Source organism: Ensifer sp. ENS09, from assembly GCF_014852425.1.
Classification (GTDB): Bacteria; Pseudomonadota; Alphaproteobacteria; order Rhizobiales; family Rhizobiaceae; genus Ensifer.
Genome location: NZ_JACVBP010000001.1, coordinates 382,386 through 407,787, shown reverse-complemented (window position 1 = coordinate 407,787; position 25,402 = coordinate 382,386). Strand labels below are relative to the sequence as shown.

Genomic DNA, 25,402 nt, shown 5'->3' with positions numbered 1-25,402 from the left:
TGGGAGGTGGCAAGCATGGGGCAGGCAGTCAATGTTCTCGATCCGCTCGACATCGCCGAGGCCTGGCTGAAGGAGGGACGCCGGGTGGCGATCGCAACGGTGATCGAGACCTGGGGCTCGGCACCACGGCCGGTCGGCAGCCATCTGGTGATCGATGGCGACGGCAATTTTCAGGGCTCGGTTTCGGGTGGGTGCGTCGAGGGCGCCGTCATCACCGAGGCAACCGACGTAATCGTCTCGGGTGCTGCGAAAATACTCGAATTCGGCGTCGCGGATGAGACCGCCTGGCGCGTCGGTCTTTCCTGCGGCGGCAGGATCCGGATCCTGCTGGAGCGAGTAAACGGCTGACAATGGAACGGGCGATCCTGGAAAAACTCAACCTTGCGCGCGCGGCCCGCCGCGCCGCCGTCACCGTCAGCGACCTTGCCGGCGACGTCCGCGTCCACCTCGAAGGCGACGACTGTCCCGAACCCTGGCGCGAGGCCGTTGCCCGTGCCTTGCGATCCGGCCGGGCCGGCATCGTCGAGACCGGGCAGGGTGCCTTCTTCCTCAATGCCTATCTGCCGCCGCCGCGCATCCTCGTCATCGGCGCAGTGCACATTTCACAGGCCCTGGCGCAGCTTGCGCCCGTTGCCGGTTTCGACATGACCATCATCGATCCGCGCACGGCTTTCGCCACGCCGGAACGTTTTGCCGGTGTCGACCTCATCGCCGAATGGCCAGAGGACGCCCTGAAACTCAGACCGCTCGACCGCTTCACAGCCCTTGTCGCCGTGACGCACGACCCGAAGATCGACGACGGACCGATCCGGGCGGCATTGTCGGCCGGTTGCTTCTATGTCGGCGCGCTCGGCAGCCGCAAGACCCACGCCACGCGGATCGAAAGGCTGCGGCATGCGGGGGTCGCCGATGCCGACCTGGCCCGCATCAGTGCACCGATCGGCCTCGATATCGGCGCGGCAAGTCCGGCCGAAATCGCGGTTGCGATCCTCGCCGAAATCATCGAGGCGCTGCGACGGCGTGACGTTGGCGCCGCGGGGAGTGGAGCATGAGGTTCGGGCCGCTCAAGGTCGCGGAAGCAGAGGGCGCCATGCTCGCGCATGCGGTGAAGGCCGGCGACCTCAGGCTTCCGAAGGGGCATCGGCTCACGGCCGCCGACATCGCCGCTTTGATCGCCGCCGGCGTCGATGCGGTTGTGGTTGCGCGGCTTGATGCCGGCGATTTCCCGGAAGACGAGGCGGCCACGCGCATTGCCACGGCCATCGCCCCCGACCATCTCCGGTTCTCGCGGGCTGCGACCGGCCGCGTCAATGTCTATTCCGAGGTCGCCGGTCTCTTCGTTGCGAGCCGCGAAATCGTCGATCGGTTGAACCGCATAGATCCGTCCATCACTTTCGCCTGTCTCGCCGACCATGTGCCGGTGCAGCCCGGCGATATGGTCGCGACGATCAAGATCATCCCGCTTGCGGTCGCCGGGGCCTTCGTCGAGCAGGCGGAAAGGCTGCTGCGCGACCATCGCCCCTTCGAGCTCAAGCCGTTTGCGGCGCGGCGCACGGCATTGATAGCAACGGAGTTGCCAAACCTCAAGCCGCAGGTGATGGACAAGACACATGCCATCCTGGCGGCGCGGTTGCGACAGGCCGGAAGCGAACTCCTCACAGAACGGCGCGTCGCGCACAGAGAGTACGCCGTTGCGACGGCGATCGCCGAAATGCGAGAAACGCACGACCTGATTGTCGTCTTCGGCGCGTCAGCGGTTGCCGATCCCGACGACGTCGTTCCCGCGGCAATCCGGCGAGCCGGCGGCGTGGTCGATCACGTCGGAATGCCTGTTGATCCCGGCAATCTTCTCGTTCTCGGCCGGGTCGGCGAGACACCGGTGATCGGTGCGCCCGGCTGCGCCCGCAGTCCGCGCGAGAACGGCTTCGACTGGATCCTCGACCGTATCCTTGCCGGCGAGTGGCCGAGCTTCGATGACATTACCGGCCTTGGGGTCGGCGGTCTCCTGAGCGAAATCCCGACGCGGCCGCAGCCGCGCGATACTGCAACGGAGTTGTCTTTGCCCTTGGTTTCTGTCGTCGTTCTGGCCGCCGGCCGGGCCAGCCGGATGGGCGCGGACGGCGGACACAAACTTCTCGCCACCTTCGACGGCGTGCCGCTCGTGCGCCGCAGCGTCGAAGCTGCGCTCAAGGCCGCGCCGGGCAGGGTCAGCGTTGTGACCGGCCACCGCGAGGCCGACATCCGCCACGCGCTACAAGGGCTGCCGGTGACGTTCGTCGCCAACCCCGACTACATCTCGGGCATGGCCTCTTCGCTGACGGCGGGGCTTTCGGCAATTGGGACGCGGGCGGCCGGCATGCTGGTCATGTTGGCGGACATGCCCGGGATTACCGGCGACGACCTGCGGCGGCTCATCGAGCGTTTCGTCGCCGAGGGCGGCCGCTCGATCATCCGGGCGACCGCCGGCGGGCAGCGCGGCAATCCGGTGATCCTGCCGCGCCAGACATTTTCGGCGATCCGGCAGTTGCTCGGAGACGTTGGCGCAAGGCACATCATCGAAAAGAGCGGCCTGCCGGTCATCGATGTCGAACTCGGTGCCGCGGCGCGCCTCGATCTCGATACGCCGGAACAGATCGTCGCCGCTGGCGGTATCTTGGAGGAACAGACGCGTGGATAATGCCGCAATCGAAGAGATGTTCGAAGTCCTCGGGCCGGTGACCATCAAGCGGATGTTCGGCGGAAAGGGCATCTATTGCCAAGGCGTGATCTTCGCGCTTGAGGTCGACGGCGAAATCCTGCTCAAGGGCGACGAGCAAACAGCGCCGGCGCTTGAGGCGGCCGGTTCGCGGCAATGGGCCTATGACGGCAAGGGCAAGCCGGTGAAGATGCCCTATTGGAGCATTCCGGACGACGCATTCGACGATCCGGACGAGATGGCTCGCTGGGTGCGGCTTGCCTATGAGGCAGCGCGGCGCTCCCGGAAGTAGGCCGCCCAACATATGCGCGGCGCCTCAGATGAAATATAGATCACCGCGCCGCCTATCTGCGCGTCCAGGTGACGTCGAGTGGGTTCAGGCATGCCAGTCACACGACACATGATCCCGCAAGGTGACGGAACGGCCGTTGAGCTGTTCCAGGCGTCTGCCATCGGAACCGCGCCAACGGGTGCAATTCTGCTTATCCACGGCAACCAGGGCGGACGTCGTCTCGGCGCAAGCGAATTTGTCGACAGCGGCGCTCTCACGCGGATTTCGTCCCGACTGAACATTGTGACGGCGGCGGTTTCCCAGCCAGGCTTCGGCGCCTCGGACGGGCCCGCGGATTTCTGTGGCCCCCGAACGCAGCAAGCCATCATTGCTGCCGTCGCCTTTCTGAGAGAGCACCCCGCAATCGATCCGGACCGGATTGTTCTCTATGGAAACAGCCGCGGCGCGGTCGCTGCGGCTATGGTCGCAGCTCAGCTATCCGACCTTCGTGCCGTCGTTCTGGCAAGTGGCGTCTATGATCTCGAGAGCGTTTTCGACAACGCTCCTATGGGCATCCGGAAGGCGATAGAACTTGAGGCCGGGCTTTTCAGTGAAGCCTTTAAGGCTCGCTCCGCCTTGCATCATGTTGGTAATATCAGGTCGGAGATCCTGCTTTTGCACGGACGGCATGATGACCGCGCGCCCGTTTCCCAGGCAGAGGCGTTTTACGAAGCCTTGTCCGACGCCGGCGTGCCCGTCGACCTAAAGGTATTCGACTGCGGGCACCGTATCCCGCGTGACGAATCACAAGGGGTGCTCGGCGAGTTTTTGGAGAGGATTTTCGCTTCCGGCGTCACACGCCACCAGGCATTGCGCTCGGAAGACGGTTATTCCTCCAACAGCGGCACCCGAAAAATTGCGGAATGAAACGCGCCCGATGAACGCCGGCAGCGATTTGACCAATCGCCGCCAAGCTATGCGGCGACACCGTGTTCCTGCTTGCGCAAGGCTTCAGCAGCGTCGGCGGTAAAACGGGATAGCGGTTGGGGCAGGGCGTCGAGGCTGAACCAGCCGAATTCGGAAAGCTTGTCCGGCTCGACGAGTTGCGGCTCGCCGGAGAAATCCCGGGTCACATAGATCATCGAGATCCAGTGCTGGCGATCGGCTTCGATTACCTGTTCGCTCAGGCAGAGGAATTCGCTCGACCGGATCTTGAGGCCGCTTTCTTCTTCGGCCTCGCGTCGGGCCGCAGCTTCCGAGCGTTCCATATGATCGACCTTGCCGCCGACGATGTTCCAGTAACCGGCCTCAGGCGCCTTCAAGCGCCTGTAAAGCAGGATCTTGCCATCGCGCACAATGACAAGTCCGCAGCCGAAGCCCGGAAAATCGACGCCTGGCTGGCCCATCCGTTTGGATCAGGCCTTGCCGGCGATCAGCATGAATGCGGGGATTTCGTCGCCGAAACCGACCGGCGTCGGGCCGTCGTCATAGTCGCGGCGGTGGCGGTTGCGGCGGTCGCGATTGTCATCGTTGGCAGGGTTCGATGCACGCACCGGACGATCGCCACGATTGTTCTGTGCCTGCTTGTTCTCTGCGCTGCGTGCCGGTTTCACCGATTCCGCCCTTTCCACGACTGTTTCAATTTCGGCCTCACTATCGGCACGCACGGTATCGGATTTATGATCGGAACGGCCCCTCGAGCCACGATCCCCATCTTTTTTCCGGTCCTTGCGGCCATCACGACCGCGTTCACGGCGGCCGGTGTCGTGGCTTTCCATCGGCTCAGGCAGATTGGAAAGGTCGCCGTTCAGCCATTCGACGTTCTGGCCGATCAGCTTTTCAATGGCGTCGGAGAATTTCGTGTCGCGCTTGGTGACCAGCGTGAAGGAGGCGCCCGAGCGGCCGGCACGGCCGGTGCGTCCGATGCGGTGGACGTAGTCTTCCGCATGGATCGGAACGTCGAAGTTGAAGACGTGGCTGACATCAGGGATATCGAGGCCGCGGGCCGCAACGTCGGAGGCGACGAGCAGCTTGATGTTGCCGTCCTTGAAGTTGGCCAGCATCGTCATGCGCGACCGCTGGTCCATGTCGCCATGCAGCGCACCGACGGAGAAGCCGTGGCGGTCGAGCGAACGGAAGAGGTCGGCGACATCCTTCTTGCGATTGCAGAAGATGATCGCGTTCTTCAGTTCGTCCTGGGCGCGAATCAGATCACGCAGTACCGCGCGCTTCTCGTAATCCTTGGCATGCGCCGCAACGAAGCGCTGCGTCACCGTCTGAGCCGTGGAAGCCGGGCGGGCGACTTCGACGCGCTCCGGGTTCTGCAGGAAGCGGTCGGCAAGCTTCTGGATTTCCGGCGGCATCGTCGCCGAGAAGAACAGCGTCTGGCGCGTGAACGGGATCAGCTTGGCGATGCGCTCGATATCGGGAATGAAGCCCATGTCGAGCATACGGTCGGCTTCGTCGATGACCAGGATTTCCACGCCGCTCATCAAGAGCTTGCCGCGCTCGAAGTGGTCGAGCAGGCGGCCGGGCGTGCAGATCAGCACGTCAGCGCCACGCTCAAGCTTGCGGTCCTGCTCGTCGAAGGACACGCCGCCGATCAGAAGCGCGATGTTGAGTTTGTGGTTCTTGCCGTACTTGTCGAAGTTCTCTGCGACCTGTGCGGCGAGTTCGCGCGTCGGCTCCAGAATGAGCGTACGCGGCATGCGCGCGCGGGCGCGGCCCTTTTCGAGCAGCGTCAGCATCGGCAGCACGAACGAAGCGGTCTTGCCCGTGCCCGTCTGGGCGATGCCCAGAATATCACGACGCTGCAGCGCCGGCGGGATAGCGCCTGTCTGGATCGGGGTCGGGATTGTGTAGCCCGCATCGGTGACAGCGGAGAGAACTTTTTGGCTCAGGCCAAGGTCAGCAAAATTGGTCAAAGGGAAATCTGTTTCCGTTCCGGTTCAATAGAACACTGATCGATCGATGGAAAACGCACGAGCACGTGGCCGCGCTCTTAAGCTGAACGCCGCCGAAAGTCAAGAAATCCAGCACGTTGAAGCAGTAAAAGGTAAATAGTGGCGAATCTGTCGCATTTCTTGTCAAGCGGAACCGCGCGGTAGCGTCAGTTCATATAGCTTGCAAGCTTGGTGCTCGCATCCAGAAACCGCATGGGATCCACGGCATTGCCATTCAGCCGGATTTCATAGTGCAGGTGCGGTCCGGTGGAGCGCCCGGTGTTGCCGGACTTGGCAATGACTTCGCCAGCCTTCACCCGGTCGCCGGCTTTCACCAGCACCGTCGAAAGATGGGCGTAGCGCGTCGCGACACCATTGCCGTGGTCGATCTCGACCATGTTTCCATAGCCGCCGGTCAGCCCCGCATTGGTCACCGTTCCAGGGGCCGCCGAGCGGATGCGGGTGCCGACTGTTGCGCGAAAGTCGATGCCGGCATGCAGCGCCAGACGCCCGAGAAACGGATCAAGCCGGTTGCCGAAATCGCTGGTGATGTCGCTGGCCGGCGAGGGGTTGCCGAAGGGCAGCTTGCGGACCTCGGCGCGCGTGCGGTCGAGCTCCAGGAGTGCGGTATCGAGTGCGGCAAGCGAACGGCCGAAATCGTCATCGTTCACAGGCTCGACGAAGGGGCCGCCGATCGCTGCCTCGGCGGAGCCGGATATGTCGTTGGCCGGAATCAACTCGGCGACATCATCGACGGGCAGGTCGACACCGGTGCGCCCGACGATCGAGCGAATCGCACCCGACGTTTTCGCCGCGCCGTCCGTCAGCTGCTGGACCCGCGTCATCTGCTCGCGCTCGACATCCTTCAGCGAGAGCGTCACTTTTGAGAAAATCCGGTCGGCGCGGTCGGAACTTGATTCGCCGGCATCGGGTGCTGCATAGGCGAGGGCGGGGACAGCCGCAGCACTGACCGGCGCAACGTTCAGTCCCATCAGCTTCTCGATTGCCTTCACACTACCGCTGCCGCTCGCGTCGGCGCGTTTGTCATAGGCAAGCGGCTCAACGGTCGCGGGCTTGTCGGTTGCGGTCGTCACGCCGGAATTCTCGGCCCTTTCGACCAGCGCGCCGAGTTTTCCGTTGCGCGATGTCAGCGCCATCTGCTGGCGCAAGAGCTTCTCGACCTTTTCCTCGACCACCTGCTGGTCGAGCAGTTGCCGACTGGTGACCCGGTCGACCTGCGCCCGCAGCGCCGTGATCCGATCCTCATATTCATGCTGCATGCGGGCCTGGCGGGCAATCGTACCGCCGATCAGGTCGTCGCGCAGAACGAGATAGGAGGTGGCCGCGAGATAGCCGATGCTGCAGACGCCGGCAAAGGAGACGGCGATTGCCGCCATCCAGGGGCGCACGGTCATGTGCCGGACCTTGTCGCCGCTGGCCAGGATCAGGACGTGATTCTGCTTGCGTTTTCCAAAGGTACGATTTGCCTGATGTCCAGACACCCGTTCTCTCCCGCCATGTGCGCGTTGCCTCGCATCACCTGGGGATCATTACACTTTGTTAGGGTTAACAATTGATTGACCAGGATTGCGGAGCCGTGATGCCGGATGCTCCGACGGGCCTTGAACATCCTCGTTGTTGCCCCCGGCGGCACGCCCTGCTAACCGCTTACTCGAGCCCAAAGCCCTTCTTCCCATCTGCGGAAGTGCGGGCCCGGCAGGTGAGGCGAAGGGGACTATCCGGTGGAAAGGCTACTCGGTGAGGGTTGGGAACTGAGCGTCTTTCAAGAGGATGGCCGCCTGTCCATGGGAATACCCGTAGACTGCGGCCACTGGAGCAAGAGCTTCGATTTCGACGTTTCCGAAAGGGACTACGAGGTCCTTCTCCGGGACAGGCGCCGTCGGAAGACGTTGGAGTTTGTCCTGCACGAACGCCTTCAGGACCGCATGGCCAAGAATGACTATGAAAATCTGGAAAACGAGATGCACGGCGTCATTCGAACCGTCCTTCATGGTTCTGCTGTCGATGTCGAGCGGGAAATCTCCGCTTCTCGCAGCGCCGGGCTCATAAGAATCCGGCTGCGGGACGCTGGCTTCGAACAGACATAACGGCGGCATTGTCCGCTGTGGGCCGTTCGGCAGCCAAACCCAGCGGCGGCCGCACTCATCGATTGGTCGAAGCGGTCATCGACCTGTAGAACGACGGCGTCAGGCCGGCCTCGGCGCGGGCGATATCGTTGAACGGCGCCTTCAGGGGACCGCGGAAATTGGCGCGCACCAGCGCCTGGAAGGTCGCCGCCGGGTCCTTCTTCTCGCGGGCGCAGAGAAAACGGAACCATTTGGCGCCAACGGCGACGTGGCCCTTCTCGTCCTCATAGATGACGTCGAGCACGGCCGCGCTCTCGAAGTCGCCGGTTTCGCGCATCTTGGCCTGCAGCGCCGGCGTCACATCGAGACCGCGCGCTTCGAGAATGAGCGGCACCACGGCGAGCCGCGCCGTCAGGTCGTTGCGCGTATCATGCGCCGCCTGCCAGAGGCCGTCATGGGCGGGCAAGTCGCCATAGTCTGCGCCGAGGTCGTTCAGCCTCTGGCGGACCATGCGGAAGTGTTTCGCCTCTTCGAAGGCGACACGCATCCAGCCGTCGAAGAAGGAATTGGGCACCGGCTCGGTCGCAAAGCGGGCAACGATATCAAGGGCGAGATCGACGGCGTTCAACTCGATATGGGCGATCGAATGGAGGAGGGCGATTCGGCCCTTCAGCGAGCCGAGAGACCGTCGCTTGACCTGGGTCGGTGGCGTCAGCACCGGTTTGTCGGGCCGGCCCGGGCGTACCGGCACCGGCCGGTCGAGCGGCGAGCGCAGCGACAGCGTGCGGCGCTGCCAGCGACGCGCCGCTTCCTGCGCAAGCGCCGTCTTGACCTCGAGGTCCGCGGCGCGGATCGCTTCGACGGCACCGCCCCGCAGGCTGTGAAACACGGGCAACTCGCTCATCGGCGTCCTCAGATCGCCTTTGCAGCGTCAAGAACCTCGCGGGCGTGGCCGTCCACCTTCACCTTCTCCCAGACCCTGACGACGACACCGTCAGCGCCGATCAGGAAGGTGCTGCGCTCGACGCCCATATATTTGCGCCCGTACATCATCTTCTCGACCCAGACGCCATAGGCTTCGACCACTGCCTTCTCCTCGTCGGCGGCAAGCGGCACCGTCAGGTTGTGCTTCTTGGCGAAACGGTCGTGCTTCTTCACCGAATCGGGCGAAAGCCCGATCAGGGCGATACCGGCTGCGGCGAATTCGCCGGCCAGCTCCGAAAACGAGATCGCCTCGAGCGTGCAGGCCTGCGTGTCGTCCTTCGGATAGAAGAACAGAACGACCGGACGGCCGCGCAGGGCCGAGAGCGAAACCGTACCGCCGCCGTCACGCGGCAGGGTGAAGTCGGGAGCGACATCTCCGGGAGCGGGTCTTGCCATGATTAAACCTTCCTTCCGCCAAGTTTTGCAGACAATCACGCACTACTGCATGTTTTCATTGGTCTTTGCCGACCAAAGGGCAAAACGTGCAGTGCTCAAGGTAGTCGAGCGATATTTGCGCGCCACAGGGCACGCGATGCTCTTGGGCATAGCGAAAATCGTCGACCGCCGTCCAGCGCATTTGTGCTAGATTCGACAGGTTTCGGACGGCATGGGCCGCTACGAAACGTTGCAATCGCCTGCGCGCGCGAATTCCATCGCAGGTGGTCGCTGTCCACAGCATGGTCCCGCGTCCCTTGGTGACTCGGCACGATGACATGTGGTCTACAGAAGCGAGAAGTAGTCGCCCCGTACCGTGAGAGACGAAGGGCGGCGACGAAGCTCGTATCGAACGGAGGACGTCCGCGCTGATGAGTGAGATCCGCGGCGAAAAAGTCGGCTTTCGCAAGAAAGACATCGTCGCGTTGCATGCGTTGCCTTCAGCGCAGGCGCACGAACCCATGATCGTGCACGCGCCGCGCAAGAACAGAGCCGCGCGCTTCTGCGCCAAGATCGCACTGCTGATATCGCTGCTCGCGCTTTCCATCGCGGCAATCCTCATCGTCGTCATCGAAAGCGGAATGATGGACAGCACGCTCAATGCGCGCGCCCGCACCGCACTCAATGCAGCACTCGGCGACACCTATCGCGCCGAGGTCGGCAGCACCGTCGTGCGCATGACCGCAGGCGGCGCGATTGCGCTGAGGGCCCGCGAAGTGGCGCTCAGCGAAGCCTCCTCCGGCCAGCCGGTTGCCAAGCTACGTGCGATCTCGATCGCGCTCGACCCTCTGGCGCTGATGACCGGCCGCATCGCCGTCTCCAATCTCGAGGCGGAAGGCGGCGACTTCGATACAGGGTTGCTGCCGCGCGGCGAGCCGCTCGATCTGACCAAGATCCGCATTGCCGACGTCGGCGATGCGCTCGAAGCAATCTTCTCGCACGTCGATCGCATGTCGCAGATGGCAGCCGGCCGCGGCAGCCAGAAGGTCACGCTCTCGGATTTCAGTTTCTCCGTCATCGGCTCCCGCGATCGCGTCGTGCCCGTCGTCGCCAAGGCGCTCGAGTTCAACCGAAATTCTGGCGGGTCGATGAGCGTCAAGGGCAGCGTCACCGTTGATGGGGTGGAGGTCGATCTCAGCGCCGACGCCCTCGGCGACAAGGGACACATGACCGGCTTCGAAGCGTCGATCACCAATCTGCCGCTCGCGCCCTTCTTCTACCATGGCAAGGTTGGTTCGGAGCCGCCCTTCGGAGTCGTCGCGTCGGCCGGGCTGTCGCTGAAGGCGACGCGGGCCGCCAGCAACGCGAAACCGGATCTGCGCGTGACGGTGCGCACGTCCAAGGGCGAGTTCCACGCAGGCAACCTCATCTCGACCCTCAATGCCTCGCAAATGGACGTCGCCTATGACTTCGAGCGCTCGTCCGTCGAGATCCTGCCGTCGTCGGTCAAGATCGGCCGTTCGACCTTTCCGTTCACCGGGGCGATCATCGACCTCGACAAGATTGCCGGCGCAACGGAGACCGGGTTTGCCATTGACCTCCTGCTCAAGAATGCAAGCTCCGCCCCGGAAGACGTCGCTGATGCGCCGCTGATCTTCGATGCCAAGGCAAATGGCCGCTTCGTGTCGGACAAGCGCCAACTGATCTTCGACCAGCTTGCGGTGTCGACCCCGCTCGGTTCGATGTTTGGCTCGCTTTCCGTCGCCTTCGGCAAGACCTCGCCACAGATCAGCTTCGCTTCTGTCAGCGATCGCATGGAGGCGACCGCCGTCAAACAATTGTGGCCGTGGTGGCTCGCCAAGGGCGCGCGCCGCTGGGCGATCGCCAACCTCTTCGGCGGCACGGTTACCAATGCCCGCATTGAGGTGTCGGTCGCAGAGGGCCGGATCGCCACCAATGAAGGCGAGCTCAAGCTCGACGAGCAGGAACTCAATATCAATTTCGACATCGACGACACCCGCATCAACATTACCGGCGAGATACCGCCGCTGCGCGACACATCCGGCAAGTTCAAGCTGAGCGGCCAGCGCATGACGGCCGAGATCGAGAAGGGGACCGCCTTCTTCCCGTCGGGACGCTCGGTCGCGCTCAACGGCGGCGACTTCATCCTTCCCGACGTCTATACGAAACCGCTGATGGCGGAGATGAAGATCGAGGTTGGCGGCAATGCCGATGCGATCGCCGAGCTCGTCAGCTACAAGCCGATCCAGGCGCTGCAAAAGACCCCCCTGCTACCGGAAGATTTCAGCGGCCCCCTGACGGCTGTCGTCGGTGCCCGATTCGGCCTCATCTCGGATCAGAAGCCGCCGAAGCCGCTCTATCAGGTGGAAATGCAGCTCGATAAGGTCAGCGTGAATAAGGCCCTCGAAGGGCGCCCCGTGACGGACCTCGTCGGGACGTTCCGCGTCGACAATCAGCAGGCGGTTCTGGAGGCTGATGCAAGGATTGAAGGCGCCAAGGTCAAGGTCAAGCTCACTGAGCCGGTGGATGTGAATTCGACGGTGAAGCGTTCGCGCCATATTTCGGGCACGCTTGAAGACGGCGTCTGGCAGAAGATCGCATCGGGCCCTTCGAGCATAATCTCCGGTCCGATTACGATTGATGTCACCATCGACGAGAACCGCAAGCAAAAGGTGAAGATCGGACTTGCCAAGGCGGCGCTGTCGCTTCCCTGGATTGGGTGGAGCAAGGGTGTCGGCATACCGGCTGAAGCACAATTCACGTCGAGCACGGACGACGACTTGTCGACAATCAGCGACTTTGCGCTTGCCGGCGACGGTTTCGGCGCGCGTGGCACTTTTCAGGTCGACGATCGCGGCCTCGTCTCTGCCGACCTGGACAATGTCCGCCTCGCGCAAGGTGACGACTTCAAGGTTGCCATCGATCGCACCAAGAGCGGTTACACGGCGTCACTGAGCGGCGCCGCGGCCGACATAAGGCCGATCCTTGCGCAATTGAAATCGGGAAGCGACCAGGGCCAGGGCGGTGGCGACGACATCACCGTCAAGGCTCAGCTTGGCCGTGTCACCGGCTTCAACGGCGAATCGCTGTCGAACGTCAATCTCGTCTACGGCGAACGCGGACGCCAGATCGAGGACGTCAACCTCTCGGCTGTCACGAGCAGCGGCCAGGCGCTGGTTGCCCGGCTCGCCAAGGCCGGCGCCGACAACACGCTGGAACTGACCACGGGCGATGCCGGCGCGCTGGCGCGGTTTGCCGACATCTACCAGAACATGCGCGGCGGCCTGCTCAATCTCAAGCTACGCGATCGCGGCGGCCGTTCGTGGCGCGGCAGCGTCGATATCCGCAAGTTCCAGCTTGTCGGCGAGCAGCGCCTGCAATCGATGGTGTCGACGCCAACCGGTGCCGACGGCCGAAGCCTCAACCAGGCCGTGCGGCGCGACATCGACGTGAGCTCGGCCCGCTTCGAACGCGGCTTCGCGCAACTGGCGCTCGACCGCGGCGCGATCCGCGTCGATGGCGGCGTGCTGCGCGGGACGGATGTCGGCGCGACCTTCCAGGGAACGGTGCGCGACAACAACGGCATCATGGACATGACCGGCACCTTCATGCCGGCCTACGGGCTCAACCGCATCTTCGGCGAACTGCCGCTGATCGGCGTGCTGCTCGGCAACGGCCGCGACCGCGGCCTGCTCGGCATCACCTTCAAGCTCAACGGCCCGTTCAACCAGCCGAAGCTGACGATCAACCCCTTGTCGATCATCGCGCCAGGCGTCTTCCGCAGCATCTTCGAATTCCAATAAAAAAGCCGGCGCACTGCATGTTCCTTAAATCGTCGCCGATTTAAGGACAAAACATGCAGCACTTCAAAGTTCTACAGCGACCTTTGCGCGTCTTAACAGACGCGCGGCGCTGTCGGGCCGGCCTTTCTAATCCTTGAGTGGTGCTCCGCTTCAGGCCGGGCGCACCAGAATGTGCTTCTTCTTGCCGAGCGACAGCTTGACGACATTGTCGGCGGTCACGTCGCCGGTGCCGATGACCCGGCGCTCGTCACTGACCGCATCGTCGTTGATCCTGACGGCACCGCCCTGGACATGACGACGGGCTTCGCCGTTGGAGGCGGCAAGGCCTGCGCGCACGATCAGCGTCAGCAGGCCGAGGCCGGCTTCGAGTTCGGCGGTCGGGATTTCGACCGACGGCAGGTCGGCGGCAAGCGCGCCTTCCTCGAAGGTCTTGCGGGCGGTCTCCGCCGCCTGCTCGGCGGCCGGGCGGCCGTGCAGCATGGCGGTGATTTCCGTCGCCAGGATCTTCTTGACCTCGTTGATCTCCGAGCCGCCAAGCTTGGAGAGGCGGTCGATTTCAGCCATCGGCAGGGTCGTGTAGAGCTTCATGAAGCGGGTGACGTCGGCATCCTCGGTGTTACGCCAGTACTGCCAGAAGTCGTAGGCCGACAGCATATCCGGGTTTAGCCAGATGGCGCCGTTGACCGACTTGCCCATCTTGGCGCCCGACGAAGTCGTCAGAAGCGGCGAGGTCAGCGCGTAAAGCTGCTCGGTGCCCATACGGTGGCCGAGGTCGATGCCGTTGATGATGTTGCCCCACTGGTCCGAGCCGCCCATCTGCAGACGGCAGCCGGTACGCTTATGCAGCTCGACGAAGTCGTAGGCCTGCAGAATCATGTAGTTGAATTCGAGGAACGACAGCGACTGCTCGCGATCAAGCCGCGTCTTGACGCTGTCGAAGGACAGCATGCGGTTGACCGAGAAGTGACGGCCGACATCGCGCAGGAATTCGAGGTAGTTGATACCGAGCAGCCAGTCGGCGTTGTTGATCATCAACGCGTCCTTCGGACCCTCGCCGTAGTTGAGGTAATTGGAGAACACCGTCTTGATGCTGGCAATGTTGGCGTCGATCGTCGCCGGCGTCATCAACTGGCGCGCCTCGTCCTTGAAGGACGGGTCGCCGACCATGCCGGTGCCGCCGCCCATCAGCGAGATCGGCCGGTGACCGGTCGCCTGCATCCAGTGCAGCATCATGATCTGGATCAGGCCGCCGGCATGCAGGCTCGGCGCCGTCGGGTCGAAGCCGATATAGGCCGTCACGGTTTCCTTGCGGAACAGTTCGTCCAGGCCAGTCTCGTCGGAGATCTGGTGGATGAAGCCACGCTCGCTGAGGGTGTGAAGGAAATCGGACTTGAAACCGGACATGATCTGTCTCTCTTGCGGGGGGAGTTTTTGAACGAACGGGCGTTTAGCACTGTTTTTGCGCATAATCACTTCAAAAGTGATTCTGGAAATATTGACCCGCATGACACAGACAAGAACCGCGATCGGCCTGATGAGTGGCACAAGCATGGACGGCATCGACGTCGCCCTGCTTCGAACCGATGGGGAGACCGTCGTCGAGCGCGGCCCATCCGCCGGCTTTCCCTACGATGCGCGTTTTCGGGATCGCTTGAAACAGGGACTTGTCGACGCGAAGGCGATTACGCAACGTGACCAAAGGCCGGGCGCCCTTGACGAGCTTGAGCGCGACCTGACTCTGCGACACGCAGAAGCGGTCAAGACCTTCCTCAAGCAGAACAGCCTGTCTGCGGCGGATATCGACGTGCTCGGCTTTCACGGGCAGACCGTGCTGCATCGCCCCGACGAGGCTCTGACGGTACAGATCGGCGACGGTGTGCTGCTTGCCGGAGAAACGGGCATCGATGTCGTCTACGACATGCGCGCCAACGACATGGAACATGGCGGGCAGGGCGCGCCGCTGATCCCCGCCTACCACGCGGCACTGGCGCGTGGCGCGGCCGGCCTTGCAGCCCCGGTTGTCTTCGTCAACATCGGGGGCATTTCCAACCTGACCTTCATCGGCGAAGGCGAGACGCTCATCGCCTATGACAGCGGCCCCGGCAACACGCTGATCGACCAGTGGGTCGAGGCGCATGCGGGCATTCCCTTCGACCAGGGCGGCATGATCGCCAGCGAGGGAACGGTGCTGCCGGCGCTTGCCGAGCGCTATCTCTCCAATGCCTTCTTCACCGCGACCACGCGCCGCTCGCTGGACCGGAACGATTTTGCACCGCCGGCTGGAAGCGACGCTGGCCTCGCCGACGGTGCCCGCACGCTAGCCCATGTCACGGCGGCAGCGATCATCAAGTCGGCCGGGCACCTGCCGCAGCGGCCGGCCACCTATGTCGTCTGCGGCGGCGGGCGGCTCAATCCGGTGATCATGCGCGACCTTGCTTTACTTGCCGAGGAAGAGGCCGCGACGGTGCTTGCGGCGGAAACCGTGGGCTTCAACGGCGATTCAATGGAGGCCGAGGCCTGGGCGTATCTCGCCGTTCGCTCCTTGCGCGGTTTGCCGCTCACCTATCCGGGAACGACGGGCGTGCGGCAGCCAGTCAGCGGCGGCCGGCGCGCGGCGAAAACTTAAAGTTGATCTCGCGTTTCGCCATGAGTTCGTCACCCGGACGGATTAATCAAATTTTCGCAACAGCGAATTAGGATCTCAGCCGCTGCCACAGGAGGTGGCGAGGAGCGGCTTGGTGCCGCACGAGGGTTTCGGGTTCTTCGATGGGTGGTGTGATTTCTCTGCTGGCCGTGAATTTCATCATCGCGCAGATCTTCACAGCCGCATTTCTCATCATTGCTGCAAAGAGCCGGCAGCGGCGTACAGCGCTCTGGTGCGCCGCCGGATTTGCCGTCGCCTCGCTTGCAGCCGTGTGCGAAGCCATCGTTCCTTTTTCCTCGACCCCGCGGCTTTTTGCCATCAGCGCCTTTGCCTGCGTACTCGGCGGCTTCTGTCTCCTGCGGTTTGGCCTCGGCCTTTTCTATCAGGTGCCGGTGCGCCTGCCGTTGCTCGGCGCCTTCTTCGTTGCCGGCGTTTGCCTGGACCTGGCGATCTACGACCTGCCGAGAGGCACCTGGCAGCATGCCATCCCGTACCAGGCGCCTTTTGTCGTGATCCAGGCCTGGACGGCATCGGTCGTCCTGCGTTCCGGCCGCCGCACCTTCTTTGACTGGCTGCTGTTCGGCCTGCTGGCGCTCTCGGCCGCCTATTACTTCGTGAAGATCTATGCCGCGGTCGTCGCCGGCTCGGGCGCAACGGCCCAGGACTACGTTTCCAGCCCCTTCGCGCTCATCTCGCAGGCGTTCGGTGCGATCCTCATTGTCGGCGCCGGCCTTGCCATGCTCGGCGTGATGGTCAAGGAGATCGTCGACGACGCGCAGGCGCGCTCGGAAATCGACCTGCTCTCCGGCCTCTACAACCGCCGTGGCTTCATCGAGCGGGTCATGCCGCTGCTGCACGCCCGCGCCACCCAGACGCCCGGCACACTCATCCTTGCCGACCTCGACCGCTTCAAGCTGGTCAACGACACCTACGGCCACCTCACGGGCGACGAAGTCATTCGCCGATTCGCCCGGGTGCTGATGGACGTCATGCCGAATCGCGCCGTTGCCGGCCGTCTCGGCGGTGAAGAGTTCGCGGTGTATCTGCCCTGCACGGATCTGTCGGAAGCGCGCGTCGTCGCCCATGGCATGCGTGCAGCGATCATGTCCCAGCAGATCGGCGGCCTGCCGGAAGCCGCACGGGTGACGGCAAGCTTCGGCGTCACGGCCGTCGGTACCGGTGAGGCGCTGGAGCCCGTGATACAGCGCGCTGACGAGGCGCTCTACACGGCGAAAGCCAACGGTCGCAACCGCGTCGAATGCGCCGAAGCACCGACCACGGTCGTCAATCCCAGCGTTCCGCACTGGATCGGGCGATCGTAGGCCACTGGCGTCTAGGCGATGCATTTTTCTCGGAGAAACCGGAGGATATCTTCGGTGAACTGGTGCGGGTTCTGTAGTATCGAAAAATGGCTGACCTCAGGCTGGATCAACAGGCCGGCACCCGGAATGTTGTCGGCGATGAACAGCGTGTCGTCGCGTTTGATGGCTTCCTCATGGTCCCCGTCCACCACCCAGACAGGGATCCGGATTTTCTGAAGATCGATGGCGGTGATGTTCGGCTGCGAAGTCCACATCGCATTCATCTCGCGGAAGAAGCACTCAAATCCCGCTGGGGTCGACGACCGCAGAGCATACTCTTCGCCCGTTCGCGCGATATAGGCGTTGAAGACTGCACTCTTGGACAGATCGTGTGTTCCGGACGGATTGCTGTTCGCCCCGAAGGAAAAGACACCGGCTATGAGGTCCGGGTGTCGAATCGCCAGCAGGAGCCCGATAATCGCGCCGTCACTCCAGCCGACAATGCACGCCTTCGGCAAGGTCAGGTGCGCCATTAGTGCCATGACATCACCTGCCATCAGATCATAGCTCATGCTCCCGCTACCCCGGGAGCTGCGTCCGTGGCCGCGGCTGTCCATCACGATGACCTGATAGCTCTTGGCAAGCTCGGCGACCTGAAGCCCCCAATAGTCGGAGTTGCCGAGCCCGCCATGGAGCAGAATGACGGGAGCGCCCGAACCGTAGACCGCATACCAGATCCTGGCGTCCGCGACCTCGACAACACCCTCTTGACCGCCGGCCGGAAGCTTTGGCGTGGCGGGCAAGGTTAGCCACCTCGGTGAGGACGCCGACCCATTCGACACCTGCGACATGGCTCCCCTCCTGCGAACACTGCTCGGCTCTGCCCCACCCAAACAGCCTAGACTTGCACTATACGCCGATCGCACGGCGCTGAAACTCACCCTGTCGGGTGAGCCCTATCGTGGCCCTCAGGCGCACGACCACTGGGCGCATTTGTCCATAAAAAATGCCGCGCACCCGAAGGGATACGCGGCGTTTCTGTACTTTGGTCAGGGTCTTTAGCGGATGCGCTTTGCGGCCGGCTCCGGCGTCAGTTCGCCGTTGAGGCGACGGTCGAGATAGTCCTCGCATTCGCCCATCAGGCCCTCGACCTGGCCATTGAAGAAGTGGTTGGCGCCCGGCACGGTCTTGTGGGTGATGAGAATGCCCTTCTGGGCCTTCAGCTTTTCGACGAGACCGTTGACGTCCTTTTCCGGCGCGACCTTGTCGGAATCGCCGTTGATGATCAGGCCAGAGGACGGGCAGGGCGCGAGGAACGAGAAGTCGTAGATGTTCGGCTGCGGCGCGACGGCCATGAAGCCTTCGATCTCCGGGCGGCGCATCAGGAGCTGCATGCCGATCCAGGCGCCGAAGGAGTAGCCGGCGACCCAGCAGCTCTTGGAATCGGGATGCAGGCTCTGCACCCAGTCGAGCGCCGAGGCTGCGTCGGAAAGCTCGCCGGCGCCATGGTCGAATTCGCCCTGGCTCCGGCCGATGCCGCGGAAATTGAACCGGAGCGTGGTGAAGCCGCGCTTCTGGAACATGTAGAAGAGCTGGTAGACGATCTGGTTGTTCATCGTGCCACCGAACTGCGGGTGCGGGTGCAGGATGATGGCGATCGGCGCGCTCTTCTGCTTCGAAGGCTGATAACGGCCTTCGAGGCGGCCGGCGGGTCCGTTGAAGATGATTTCGGGCATTGGCTCTCCGGGAGTGTTCCTGGTTCGAATCTTGGGTTCAGATCGCGATGAGTCTTGACGAAAGCAGTCAGCTTTTCTAAAACCTAGTTTAGAACCGTTCAAAACTTCTGTGCGGGCATTCCGCCTTGTGCTTCGTCTCATAAGGCAAGCGGCGCGGAAAATTCAAGGAAAATGCATCGCCAGAGGTTGCGGGCTTGTGACCTGTTGATCTAGCGAAGGAAATCATGTCGAGTTCGCGCATCTATATGGACTGGAACGCCACGGCGCCGCTTCTACCGGAAGCGCGCGAGGCTTGCCTGTCGGCGCTCGACCTTCTCGGTAACCCTTCTTCCGTTCACGGCGAGGGCCGCGCGCTGCGCACGCTCGTCGAAAATGCCCGTCGCGACGTGGCGTTGCTCTGCGGCGCCAAGCCCGGCAGCGTCATCTTTACCAGCGGCGCCACGGAAGCGGCCAACCTGGTGCTGACGCCCGATTTTCGCATGGGCCGCACGCCGCTGAAGATCGGCCGGCTCTATGCCTCGTCGATCGAACATCCGGCGGTGCGCGAAGGCGGGCGCTTCCCGCGTGAAGCGCTCAGCGAAATCCCGGTGACATCGAATGGCGTCGTCGATCTCCAGGCGTTGCGGGACCTGTTGACGGCGCATGACCGCCAGCTCGGCTTACCGATGGTTGCGGTCATGCTGGTCAACAACGAAACGGGCATCATCCAGCCGGTCGCCGAGATCGCAGAGATCGTCCGCCCTCATGGCGGCATTCTCGTCGTCGATGCGGTGCAGGCTGCCGGCAGACTGCCGCTTTCCATCGAAGACCTCGGCGCCGATTTCCTGATCATCTCCTCGCACAAGATCGGTGGCCCAAAGGGCGCCGGCGCTCTGGTGGCGCGCGGCGAGGTCATGATGCCCGCGCCGCTGATCCGCGGCGGCGGACAGGAGAAGGGACACCGCTCCGGCACGGAAAATACGGTCTCGATTGCAGGCTTTGCCACAGCCGCCAGGAAGGCAGGCGAAGGTGTCGGCCAGCGCATGAGCCATGTCGGCGCGCTGCGCGACAAGCTCGAAGCCGACATGCTTGCGGCCGCGGCGGACGTCGTCATTCACGGCCGCGACGTTTCGCGCGTTTGCAACACGACCTTCTTCACGCTTCCTGGCCTCAAGGCCGAAACCGGACAGATCGCCTTCGATCTCGAAGGCGTGGCGTTGTCGGCGGGTTCGGCCTGCTCCTCGGGCAAGGTCGGGCAGAGCCACGTGCTGACGGCGATGGGTTACGATCCGCGCCAGGGCGCACTTCGGATCTCGATCGGCGAGGGCACGACACAGGCTGATATCGACCGTTGCGCCGCGGTCTTTGCAAAGGTAGCAGCAAGACGACGGATGCCCGGGCAAGCGGCCTGAGCGGAACGACCGGACGAAATTGCGGAAAAGCAATTTTCCGCTTGGCAAACAGGGTGAAAAGCGCCTTTTAGCCATTACATAAGCGGTGCGCCAAGTTCGCATCGTGTTGACAAGCTGCCGGACCTTGGATCCGGCAAGATTGGAGAACGACATGCCTGCCGTGCAGGAGACCATTGATCAGGTCCGTCAGATCGACGTGGACCAGTACAAGTACGGTTTCGAGACGACCATCGAAGTCGAAAAGGCCCCCAAGGGCCTTTCCGAAGACATCATCCGTTTCATCTCTGAAAAAAAGAGCGAGCCGGAATGGATGCTCAAGTGGCGCCTTGAGGCCTATCGCCGCTGGCTGACGCTCGAAGAGCCCACCTGGGCGCGCGTCAACTATCCGAAGATCGACTTCAACGAGATCTACTATTACGCCGCTCCCAAGGGCGTAACGGGTCCGAAGTCGCTCGACGAGGTCGACCCGGAAATCCTCAAGGTCTACGAGAAGCTCGGCATTCCGCTGAAGGAACAGGAAATCCTCGCCGGCGTGCAGAAGTCCAAGATCGCCGTCGATGCCGTTTTCGACAGCGTCTCGGTCGTTACCACCTTCAAGGAAGAGCTGAAGAAGGCCGGCGTGATCTTCATGTCGATCTCCGAGGCGATCCGCGAGCATCCGGATCTGGTGAAGAAGTATCTCGGTTCGGTCGTTCCGACGACCGACAACTATTATGCGACGCTGAACTCGGCTGTCTTTACCGACGGCTCCTTCGTCTACGTGCCGAAGGGTGTGCGTTGCCCGATGGAACTGTCGACCTACTTCCGCATCAACGAGAAGAACACCGGCCAGTTCGAGCGCACGCTGATCATCTGCGAAGAGGGCGCCTACGTGTCCTATCTCGAGGGCTGCACGGCGCCTCAGCGCGACGAGAACCAGCTTCACGCTGCCGTCGTCGAACTCGTTGCGCTCGATGACGCCGAAATCAAGTACTCGACGGTGCAGAACTGGTATCCGGGCGACAAGGAAGGCAAGGGCGGCATCTACAACTTCGTCACCAAGCGTGGCGATTGCCGTGGCAAGAACTCCAAGATCTCCTGGACGCAGGTCGAAACCGGCTCGGCGATCACCTGGAAGTATCCGTCCTGCATCCTGCGCGGCGACGGTTCGCGCGGCGAGTTCTACTCGATCGCCGTTTCGAACGGTCACCAGCAGATCGACAGCGGCACCAAGATGATCCACCTCGGCAAGAATACGTCGAGCCGCATTGTCTCGAAGGGTATTGCCGCCGGTGTTTCGGAAAACACCTATCGCGGCCAGGTTTCGGCCCACCGCAAGGCCGAGAACGCCCGCAACTTCACCCAGTGCGATTCTCTCCTCATCGGCGACAAGTGCGGCGCGCACACCGTGCCCTACATCGAGGCGAAGAACTCGACGGCACAGTTCGAGCACGAAGCCACGACGTCGAAGATTTCCGAGGACCAGCTGTTCTACTGCCTGCAGCGCGGCATCCCGACGGAAGCGGCGATCGCACTCATCGTCAACGGCTTCGTCAAGGAAGTCATCCAGGAACTGCCGATGGAATTCGCCGTCGAAGCGCAGAAGCTGATCGGCATCTCGCTCGAAGGCTCGGTGGGCTAAGGCCTTGAACTGAAAATTGAATGGCGCGCACAAGAGTTTGCGCGCGAACGAACGTTCGTTTCCCAAGAGGACGATAGAAATGCTTGAAATCAAGAACCTGCACGCCCGCATCGCCGAAGACGGCACTGAAATCATCCGTGGCCTGAACCTGACCGTGAAGGCCGGCGAAGTCGCCGCCATCATGGGCCCGAACGGCTCCGGCAAGTCGACGCTGTCCTACATTCTGTCGGGCCGCGAAGACTACGAAGTCACCGAAGGCGACATCCTCTACAACGGCGAGAGCATTCTTGAGCTCGACGCCGCCGAGCGCGCCGCCAAAGGCATCTTCCTGGCCTTCCAATACCCGGTCGAAATCCCGGGCGTTGCCACCATGCAGTTCCTGAAGGTGGCGATGAACGAGCAGCGCAAGTATCGCGGCGAAGACGAACTGACGACGCCGGAATTCATGCGCCGCGTCAAGGAAGCGGCAGCCGAGCTGAAGATCGCTCCGGAAATGTTGCGCCGTCCGCTCAACGTCGGCTTCTCCGGCGGTGAGAAGAAGCGCGCCGAAATCCTGCAGATGTCGCTGCTTGAGCCGAAGCTTTGCGTGCTCGACGAGACGGACTCGGGCCTCGACATCGACGCGCTGAAGATCGTCGCCGACGGCGTCAACGCGCTGCGTTCGCCGGATCGCGCCGTCGTCGTCATCACCCACTACCAGCGCCTGCTCGACTACATCGTGCCGGACACGGTTCACGTGCTCTACAAGGGCCAGGTGATCAAGTCGGGCGACAAGACGCTGGCACACGAACTCGAAGCCAACGGCTACGCGGAAATCATCGAGGCCGCGGCCTGACGCCTGTCGAAGGAGTGTTCGAATGAATATGCAACAGGCAATCAAGATGACGGCGGCCGAAACGGCGCTCGTCGATGCCTATACCGCGCAGATCGGTGATCTGCCGGGCGACGGCTCGGTCCTCTCGGTGCGTGACACGCTGGTGCACGAACTGCGCACCGCCGGCCTTCCGACCCGCCGCGTCGAATCCTGGCACTATACCGATCTGCGCACGCTACTGCGCGCGGTGCCGGCTGCCGACCCGACGGCTTTTGCCGATCGCGTCGACGCGTTGGTTCCGGGCTCGACGGTGTTTTCCGTCCGCAATGGCCAGGCAGAGGCCAAGGGCAGCCTTCCCGAGGGCGTGACGGTCCGTTCCTATGTCGACAGTCTGCTCGACGGTTCGGCCGCAGCCGGCCTCGCCGTGCTCGGCTTTGACGACGCGATCGGCCGCATCAACGGCGGTCTCGTTCGCGGCGGTCTCGAAATCGCTGTCGCCGACGATGCGACGCTCGAAAACCCGCTGGAAATCCAGCTGGTTCAGAGCCTCGGCCAGGCGCACACCCGCTTCCCGGTCACCTTCGGCGCCAACGCCAAGGCAACCGTGATCGAGCGGCATCTGTCGACCAAGGACGCCGAAAGCTTCGTTTCCTCCGTCAGCGACGTGACGGTCGGCGAAGGCGCCGATATCATCTGGATCATCCTGCAGCAGCAGGGCGCAGCCGATACCCATCTCGGCCAGATCCGCTTCGACATCGGCACCAATGCCAAGCTGCACCTCTTCGTGATCAACGCCGGCGGCAAGCTGGTGCGCCAGGAGATCCACGGCAAGACGAGCGGCGAGGGCGCCGACTTCAAACTGCGCGGAATCAACCTGCTCGGCGGCGAGACCCACACGGACGTGACCTTCACGCTCGGCCACAACGTGCCGCACACGACCTCGACGGAAATCATCCGCAACGTCGTGTTCGACCGCGCCAAGGGCGTGTTCCAGGGCAAGATCCTGGTTGCCAAGGACGCACAGAAGACCGACGCGAAGATGGCGTGCAACACGCTGCTTCTGTCCGACGACGCCGATCTCTCGGCGAAGCCGGAACTGGAGATCTTTGCTGACGACGTGCAGTGCGGCCACGGTGCGACGGTTGCCGATATCGACCACACGCAGCTCTTCTACCTGATGGCGCGCGGCGTTCCGGAAAACAAGGCGCGGGCTATGCTCGTCAATGCCTTCGTTGCCGAGATCGTCGAAGAGCTTGAAGACCACGAAGCGCTGGTCGAGGCACTGGAAGACGTCATCTCGACCTGGCTCGACAAGCACGCCTGACGGGCTCCTTGCGTAATTCCTTAAATCGGCAGCGATTTGAGGGTAAATTATGCAGCGGCTCAACATGTTGCAGCGCGCTTAGCGCGTCTTAAGGGACGCGCGGCGCTCCAGGGCAATTGGATTAAGAGACATGGAACACACTGTACCGGTGCCTGCCTACGACGTCGAAGCGATCCGCAAGGATTTCCCGATCCTGTCGAAAACCGTCTACGGCAAGCCGCTTGTCTATCTCGACAACGGCGCATCGGCACAGAAGCCGCAGGTCGTGATCGATGCCATCTCCCATGCCTATTCCAAGGAATACGCCAACGTCCATCGCGGCCTGCATTTCCTGTCGAATGCCGCGACGGAAGCCTATGAGGCGGCGCGCGAAAAGGTGCGCCGTTTCCTCAACGCCCCATCCGTCGACAACGTCATCTTCACCAAGTCCTCGACCGAGGCGATCAACACGGTCGCCTATGGCTACGGCATGCCTGTCCTTGGCGAGGGCGACGAGATCGTGCTCTCCATCATGGAGCACCACTCCAACATCGTTCCCTGGCACTTCATCCGCGAGCGTCAGGGCGCCAAGCTCGTCTGGATCCCGGTGGATGACAACGGCGCGCTTCATGTCGAAGATTTCGTCAAGTGCCTGACCGACAAGACCAAGCTCATCGCCATCACCCATATGTCGAATGCGCTCGGAACCGTCGTTCCGGTCAAGGAAATCTGCCGCATCGCCCGTGAGCGCGGCATTCCGGTGCTCGTCGATGGCAGCCAGGGCGCCGTGCACATGCCGGTCGATGTCCAGGACATCGACTGCGACTGGTACGTGATGACCGGCCACAAGCTCTACGGTCCCTCGGGCATCGGCGTGCTCTACGGCAAGACCGATCGTCTGAAAGAGATGCGGCCCTTCCTTGGTGGCGGCGAGATGATCGAAGTGGTCACGGAAGACACTGTCACCTACAACGATCCGCCGCATCGCTTCGAAGCCGGCACGCCGCCGATCGTGCAAGCGATCGGTCTTGGCTACGCACTCGACTATATGGAAAAGCTCGGACGGGCAGCCATACAGGCGCACGAGGCGGACCTGACGGCCTATGCGCGCGAGCGCCTGTCGGCGGTCAACTCGCTCAGGGTCTTCGGCAATACGCCCGACAAGGGCAGCATCTTTGCCTTCGAGCTTGCCGGCATCCATTCGCACGATGTGTCGATGGTGATCGACCGCGCAGGTGTCGCCGTTCGCGCCGGCACGCATTGCGCCCAGCCGCTCTTGAAACGCTTTGGCGTCACCTCCACGTGCCGTGCATCCTTCGGCCTTTATAATACCCGGGCGGAAGTCGATGCTCTGGTCGAGGCGCTGGAACACGCTCGCAAGTTTTTCGCTTGAGGAATAATATATAGAAGGTTC

General features: G+C 62.8%; 23 protein-coding genes. 14 read left to right on the top strand and 9 right to left on the bottom strand.

Annotation, left to right across the window (positions count from 1 at the left end; all coding sequences use genetic code 11):
• Positions 1 to 15: 15 nt before the first annotated feature.
• The 5 genes from IB267_RS02065 to IB267_RS02045 all read left to right on the top strand — a co-directional run bounded on the left by IB267_RS02065 (position 16) and on the right by IB267_RS02045 (position 3,893).
• Complete coding sequence (locus IB267_RS02065; protein ID WP_192446203.1) at positions 16 to 348, top strand: XdhC family protein; 333 nt, start codon at positions 16 to 18, stop codon at positions 346 to 348.
• Positions 349 to 350: 2 nt separating this feature from the next.
• A complete protein-coding gene (locus IB267_RS02060) occupies positions 351 to 1,052 on the top strand; it encodes an XdhC family protein (RefSeq protein ID WP_192446202.1) in 702 nt (233 codons plus the stop codon).
• On the top strand, positions 1,049 to 2,677 hold the full coding sequence (locus IB267_RS02055) for an NTP transferase domain-containing protein (RefSeq protein WP_192446201.1): 1,629 nt from the start codon (positions 1,049 to 1,051) through the stop codon (positions 2,675 to 2,677). Before IB267_RS02060 ends, IB267_RS02055 begins: the two co-directional genes overlap by 4 nt.
• Positions 2,670 to 2,987 carry a TfoX/Sxy family protein gene (locus tag IB267_RS02050; protein WP_192446200.1) on the top strand — a complete coding sequence of 106 codons (318 nt, stop codon included), beginning with the start codon at positions 2,670 to 2,672 and terminating at the stop codon, positions 2,985 to 2,987. Before IB267_RS02055 ends, IB267_RS02050 begins: the two co-directional genes overlap by 8 nt.
• Before the next feature lie 90 nt (positions 2,988 to 3,077).
• The gene (locus IB267_RS02045; RefSeq protein WP_192447153.1) at positions 3,078 to 3,893 is read left to right on the top strand and encodes a S9 family peptidase; all 816 of its coding nucleotides are present in this window, start codon (positions 3,078 to 3,080) and stop codon (positions 3,891 to 3,893) included.
• Between the two features lie 47 nt (positions 3,894 to 3,940).
• Here IB267_RS02045 and IB267_RS02040 read toward each other — a convergent pair whose 3' ends face one another.
• The 3 genes from IB267_RS02040 to IB267_RS02030 form a co-directional block, all read right to left on the bottom strand.
• Positions 3,941 to 4,372 (bottom strand): NUDIX domain-containing protein, encoded by a 432-nt coding sequence (locus IB267_RS02040; RefSeq protein WP_192446199.1) that lies wholly within the window; start codon positions 4,370 to 4,372, stop codon positions 3,941 to 3,943.
• Between the two features lie 9 nt (positions 4,373 to 4,381).
• On the bottom strand, positions 4,382 to 5,890 hold the full coding sequence (locus IB267_RS02035; protein WP_192446198.1) for a DEAD/DEAH box helicase: 1,509 nt from the start codon (positions 5,888 to 5,890) through the stop codon (positions 4,382 to 4,384).
• 185 nt (positions 5,891 to 6,075) lie between these two features.
• Positions 6,076 to 7,410 (bottom strand): M23 family metallopeptidase, encoded by a 1,335-nt coding sequence (locus tag IB267_RS02030; RefSeq protein ID WP_371742483.1) that lies wholly within the window; start codon positions 7,408 to 7,410, stop codon positions 6,076 to 6,078.
• Positions 7,411 to 7,650: 240 nt separating this feature from the next.
• Between IB267_RS02030 and IB267_RS02025 the strand changes: the two genes are divergently transcribed.
• A complete protein-coding gene (locus IB267_RS02025) occupies positions 7,651 to 8,016 on the top strand; it encodes a hypothetical protein (RefSeq protein ID WP_192446197.1) in 366 nt (121 codons plus the stop codon).
• Positions 8,017 to 8,071: 55 nt separating this feature from the next.
• Here the strand turns inward: IB267_RS02025 and IB267_RS02020 are convergent, their stop codons facing one another.
• Genes IB267_RS02020 through IB267_RS02010 form a run of 3 tightly spaced genes read right to left on the bottom strand, consistent with a single transcriptional unit; the run spans position 8,072 to position 9,658 of the window.
• Positions 8,072 to 8,899: a ferritin-like domain-containing protein gene (locus IB267_RS02020; RefSeq protein ID WP_043614454.1), complete on the bottom strand. Its 828-nt coding sequence runs from the start codon at positions 8,897 to 8,899 to the stop codon at positions 8,072 to 8,074.
• Between the two features lie 8 nt (positions 8,900 to 8,907).
• Positions 8,908 to 9,375 carry a peroxiredoxin gene (locus IB267_RS02015; RefSeq protein WP_192446196.1) on the bottom strand — a complete coding sequence of 156 codons (468 nt, stop codon included), beginning with the start codon at positions 9,373 to 9,375 and terminating at the stop codon, positions 8,908 to 8,910.
• Between the two features lie 55 nt (positions 9,376 to 9,430).
• Entirely contained in the window at positions 9,431 to 9,658 is a 228-nt protein-coding gene (locus IB267_RS02010; protein WP_192446195.1) for a hypothetical protein, read from the bottom strand.
• 127 nt (positions 9,659 to 9,785) lie between these two features.
• Between IB267_RS02010 and IB267_RS02005 the strand changes: the two genes are divergently transcribed.
• A complete protein-coding gene (locus tag IB267_RS02005) occupies positions 9,786 to 13,178 on the top strand; it encodes a DUF3971 domain-containing protein (RefSeq protein WP_192446194.1) in 3,393 nt (1,130 codons plus the stop codon).
• A 150-nt stretch (positions 13,179 to 13,328) separates the two neighbouring features.
• Here the strand turns inward: IB267_RS02005 and tyrS are convergent, their stop codons facing one another.
• On the bottom strand, positions 13,329 to 14,582 hold the full coding sequence (gene tyrS, locus IB267_RS02000; protein ID WP_192446193.1) for a tyrosine--tRNA ligase: 1,254 nt from the start codon (positions 14,580 to 14,582) through the stop codon (positions 13,329 to 13,331).
• 100 nt (positions 14,583 to 14,682) lie between these two features.
• Between tyrS and IB267_RS01995 the strand changes: the two genes are divergently transcribed.
• Positions 14,683 to 15,804, top strand: a complete 1,122-nt coding sequence (locus tag IB267_RS01995; RefSeq protein ID WP_192446192.1) for an anhydro-N-acetylmuramic acid kinase — start codon at positions 14,683 to 14,685, stop codon at positions 15,802 to 15,804.
• A 140-nt stretch (positions 15,805 to 15,944) separates the two neighbouring features.
• Positions 15,945 to 17,144 carry a diguanylate cyclase gene (locus IB267_RS01990; protein WP_192446191.1) on the top strand — a complete coding sequence of 400 codons (1,200 nt, stop codon included), beginning with the start codon at positions 15,945 to 15,947 and terminating at the stop codon, positions 17,142 to 17,144.
• Between the two features lie 11 nt (positions 17,145 to 17,155).
• On the opposite strand, the gene IB267_RS01985 is transcribed toward IB267_RS01990, so the two are convergent.
• Both IB267_RS01985 and IB267_RS01980 read right to left on the bottom strand, forming a co-directional pair.
• The gene (locus IB267_RS01985) at positions 17,156 to 17,974 is read right to left on the bottom strand and encodes an alpha/beta fold hydrolase (RefSeq protein WP_192446190.1); all 819 of its coding nucleotides are present in this window, start codon (positions 17,972 to 17,974) and stop codon (positions 17,156 to 17,158) included.
• Positions 17,975 to 18,181: 207 nt separating this feature from the next.
• Positions 18,182 to 18,859 (bottom strand): alpha/beta hydrolase, encoded by a 678-nt coding sequence (locus IB267_RS01980; RefSeq protein ID WP_043614433.1) that lies wholly within the window; start codon positions 18,857 to 18,859, stop codon positions 18,182 to 18,184.
• Positions 18,860 to 19,083: 224 nt separating this feature from the next.
• Here IB267_RS01980 and IB267_RS01975 point away from each other — a divergent pair, with 224 nt between their 5' ends.
• The 5 genes from IB267_RS01975 (at position 19,084) to IB267_RS01955 (ending at position 25,381) form a co-directional block, all read left to right on the top strand.
• Positions 19,084 to 20,250, top strand: a complete 1,167-nt coding sequence (locus IB267_RS01975; RefSeq protein WP_192446189.1) for a cysteine desulfurase family protein — start codon at positions 19,084 to 19,086, stop codon at positions 20,248 to 20,250.
• Positions 20,251 to 20,401: 151 nt separating this feature from the next.
• Complete coding sequence (sufB, locus tag IB267_RS01970; RefSeq protein ID WP_192446188.1) at positions 20,402 to 21,871, top strand: Fe-S cluster assembly protein SufB; 1,470 nt, start codon at positions 20,402 to 20,404, stop codon at positions 21,869 to 21,871.
• Between the two features lie 79 nt (positions 21,872 to 21,950).
• Positions 21,951 to 22,706, top strand: coding sequence for a Fe-S cluster assembly ATPase SufC (sufC, locus tag IB267_RS01965; RefSeq protein ID WP_043614649.1), 756 nt, complete (start codon positions 21,951 to 21,953; stop codon positions 22,704 to 22,706).
• A gap of 22 nt (positions 22,707 to 22,728) precedes the next feature.
• Positions 22,729 to 24,009 (top strand): Fe-S cluster assembly protein SufD, encoded by a 1,281-nt coding sequence (gene sufD, locus IB267_RS01960; RefSeq protein WP_192446187.1) that lies wholly within the window; start codon positions 22,729 to 22,731, stop codon positions 24,007 to 24,009.
• A 130-nt stretch (positions 24,010 to 24,139) separates the two neighbouring features.
• The gene (locus IB267_RS01955) at positions 24,140 to 25,381 is read left to right on the top strand and encodes a cysteine desulfurase (protein ID WP_192446186.1); all 1,242 of its coding nucleotides are present in this window, start codon (positions 24,140 to 24,142) and stop codon (positions 25,379 to 25,381) included.
• Positions 25,382 to 25,402: the final 21 nt, after the last annotated feature.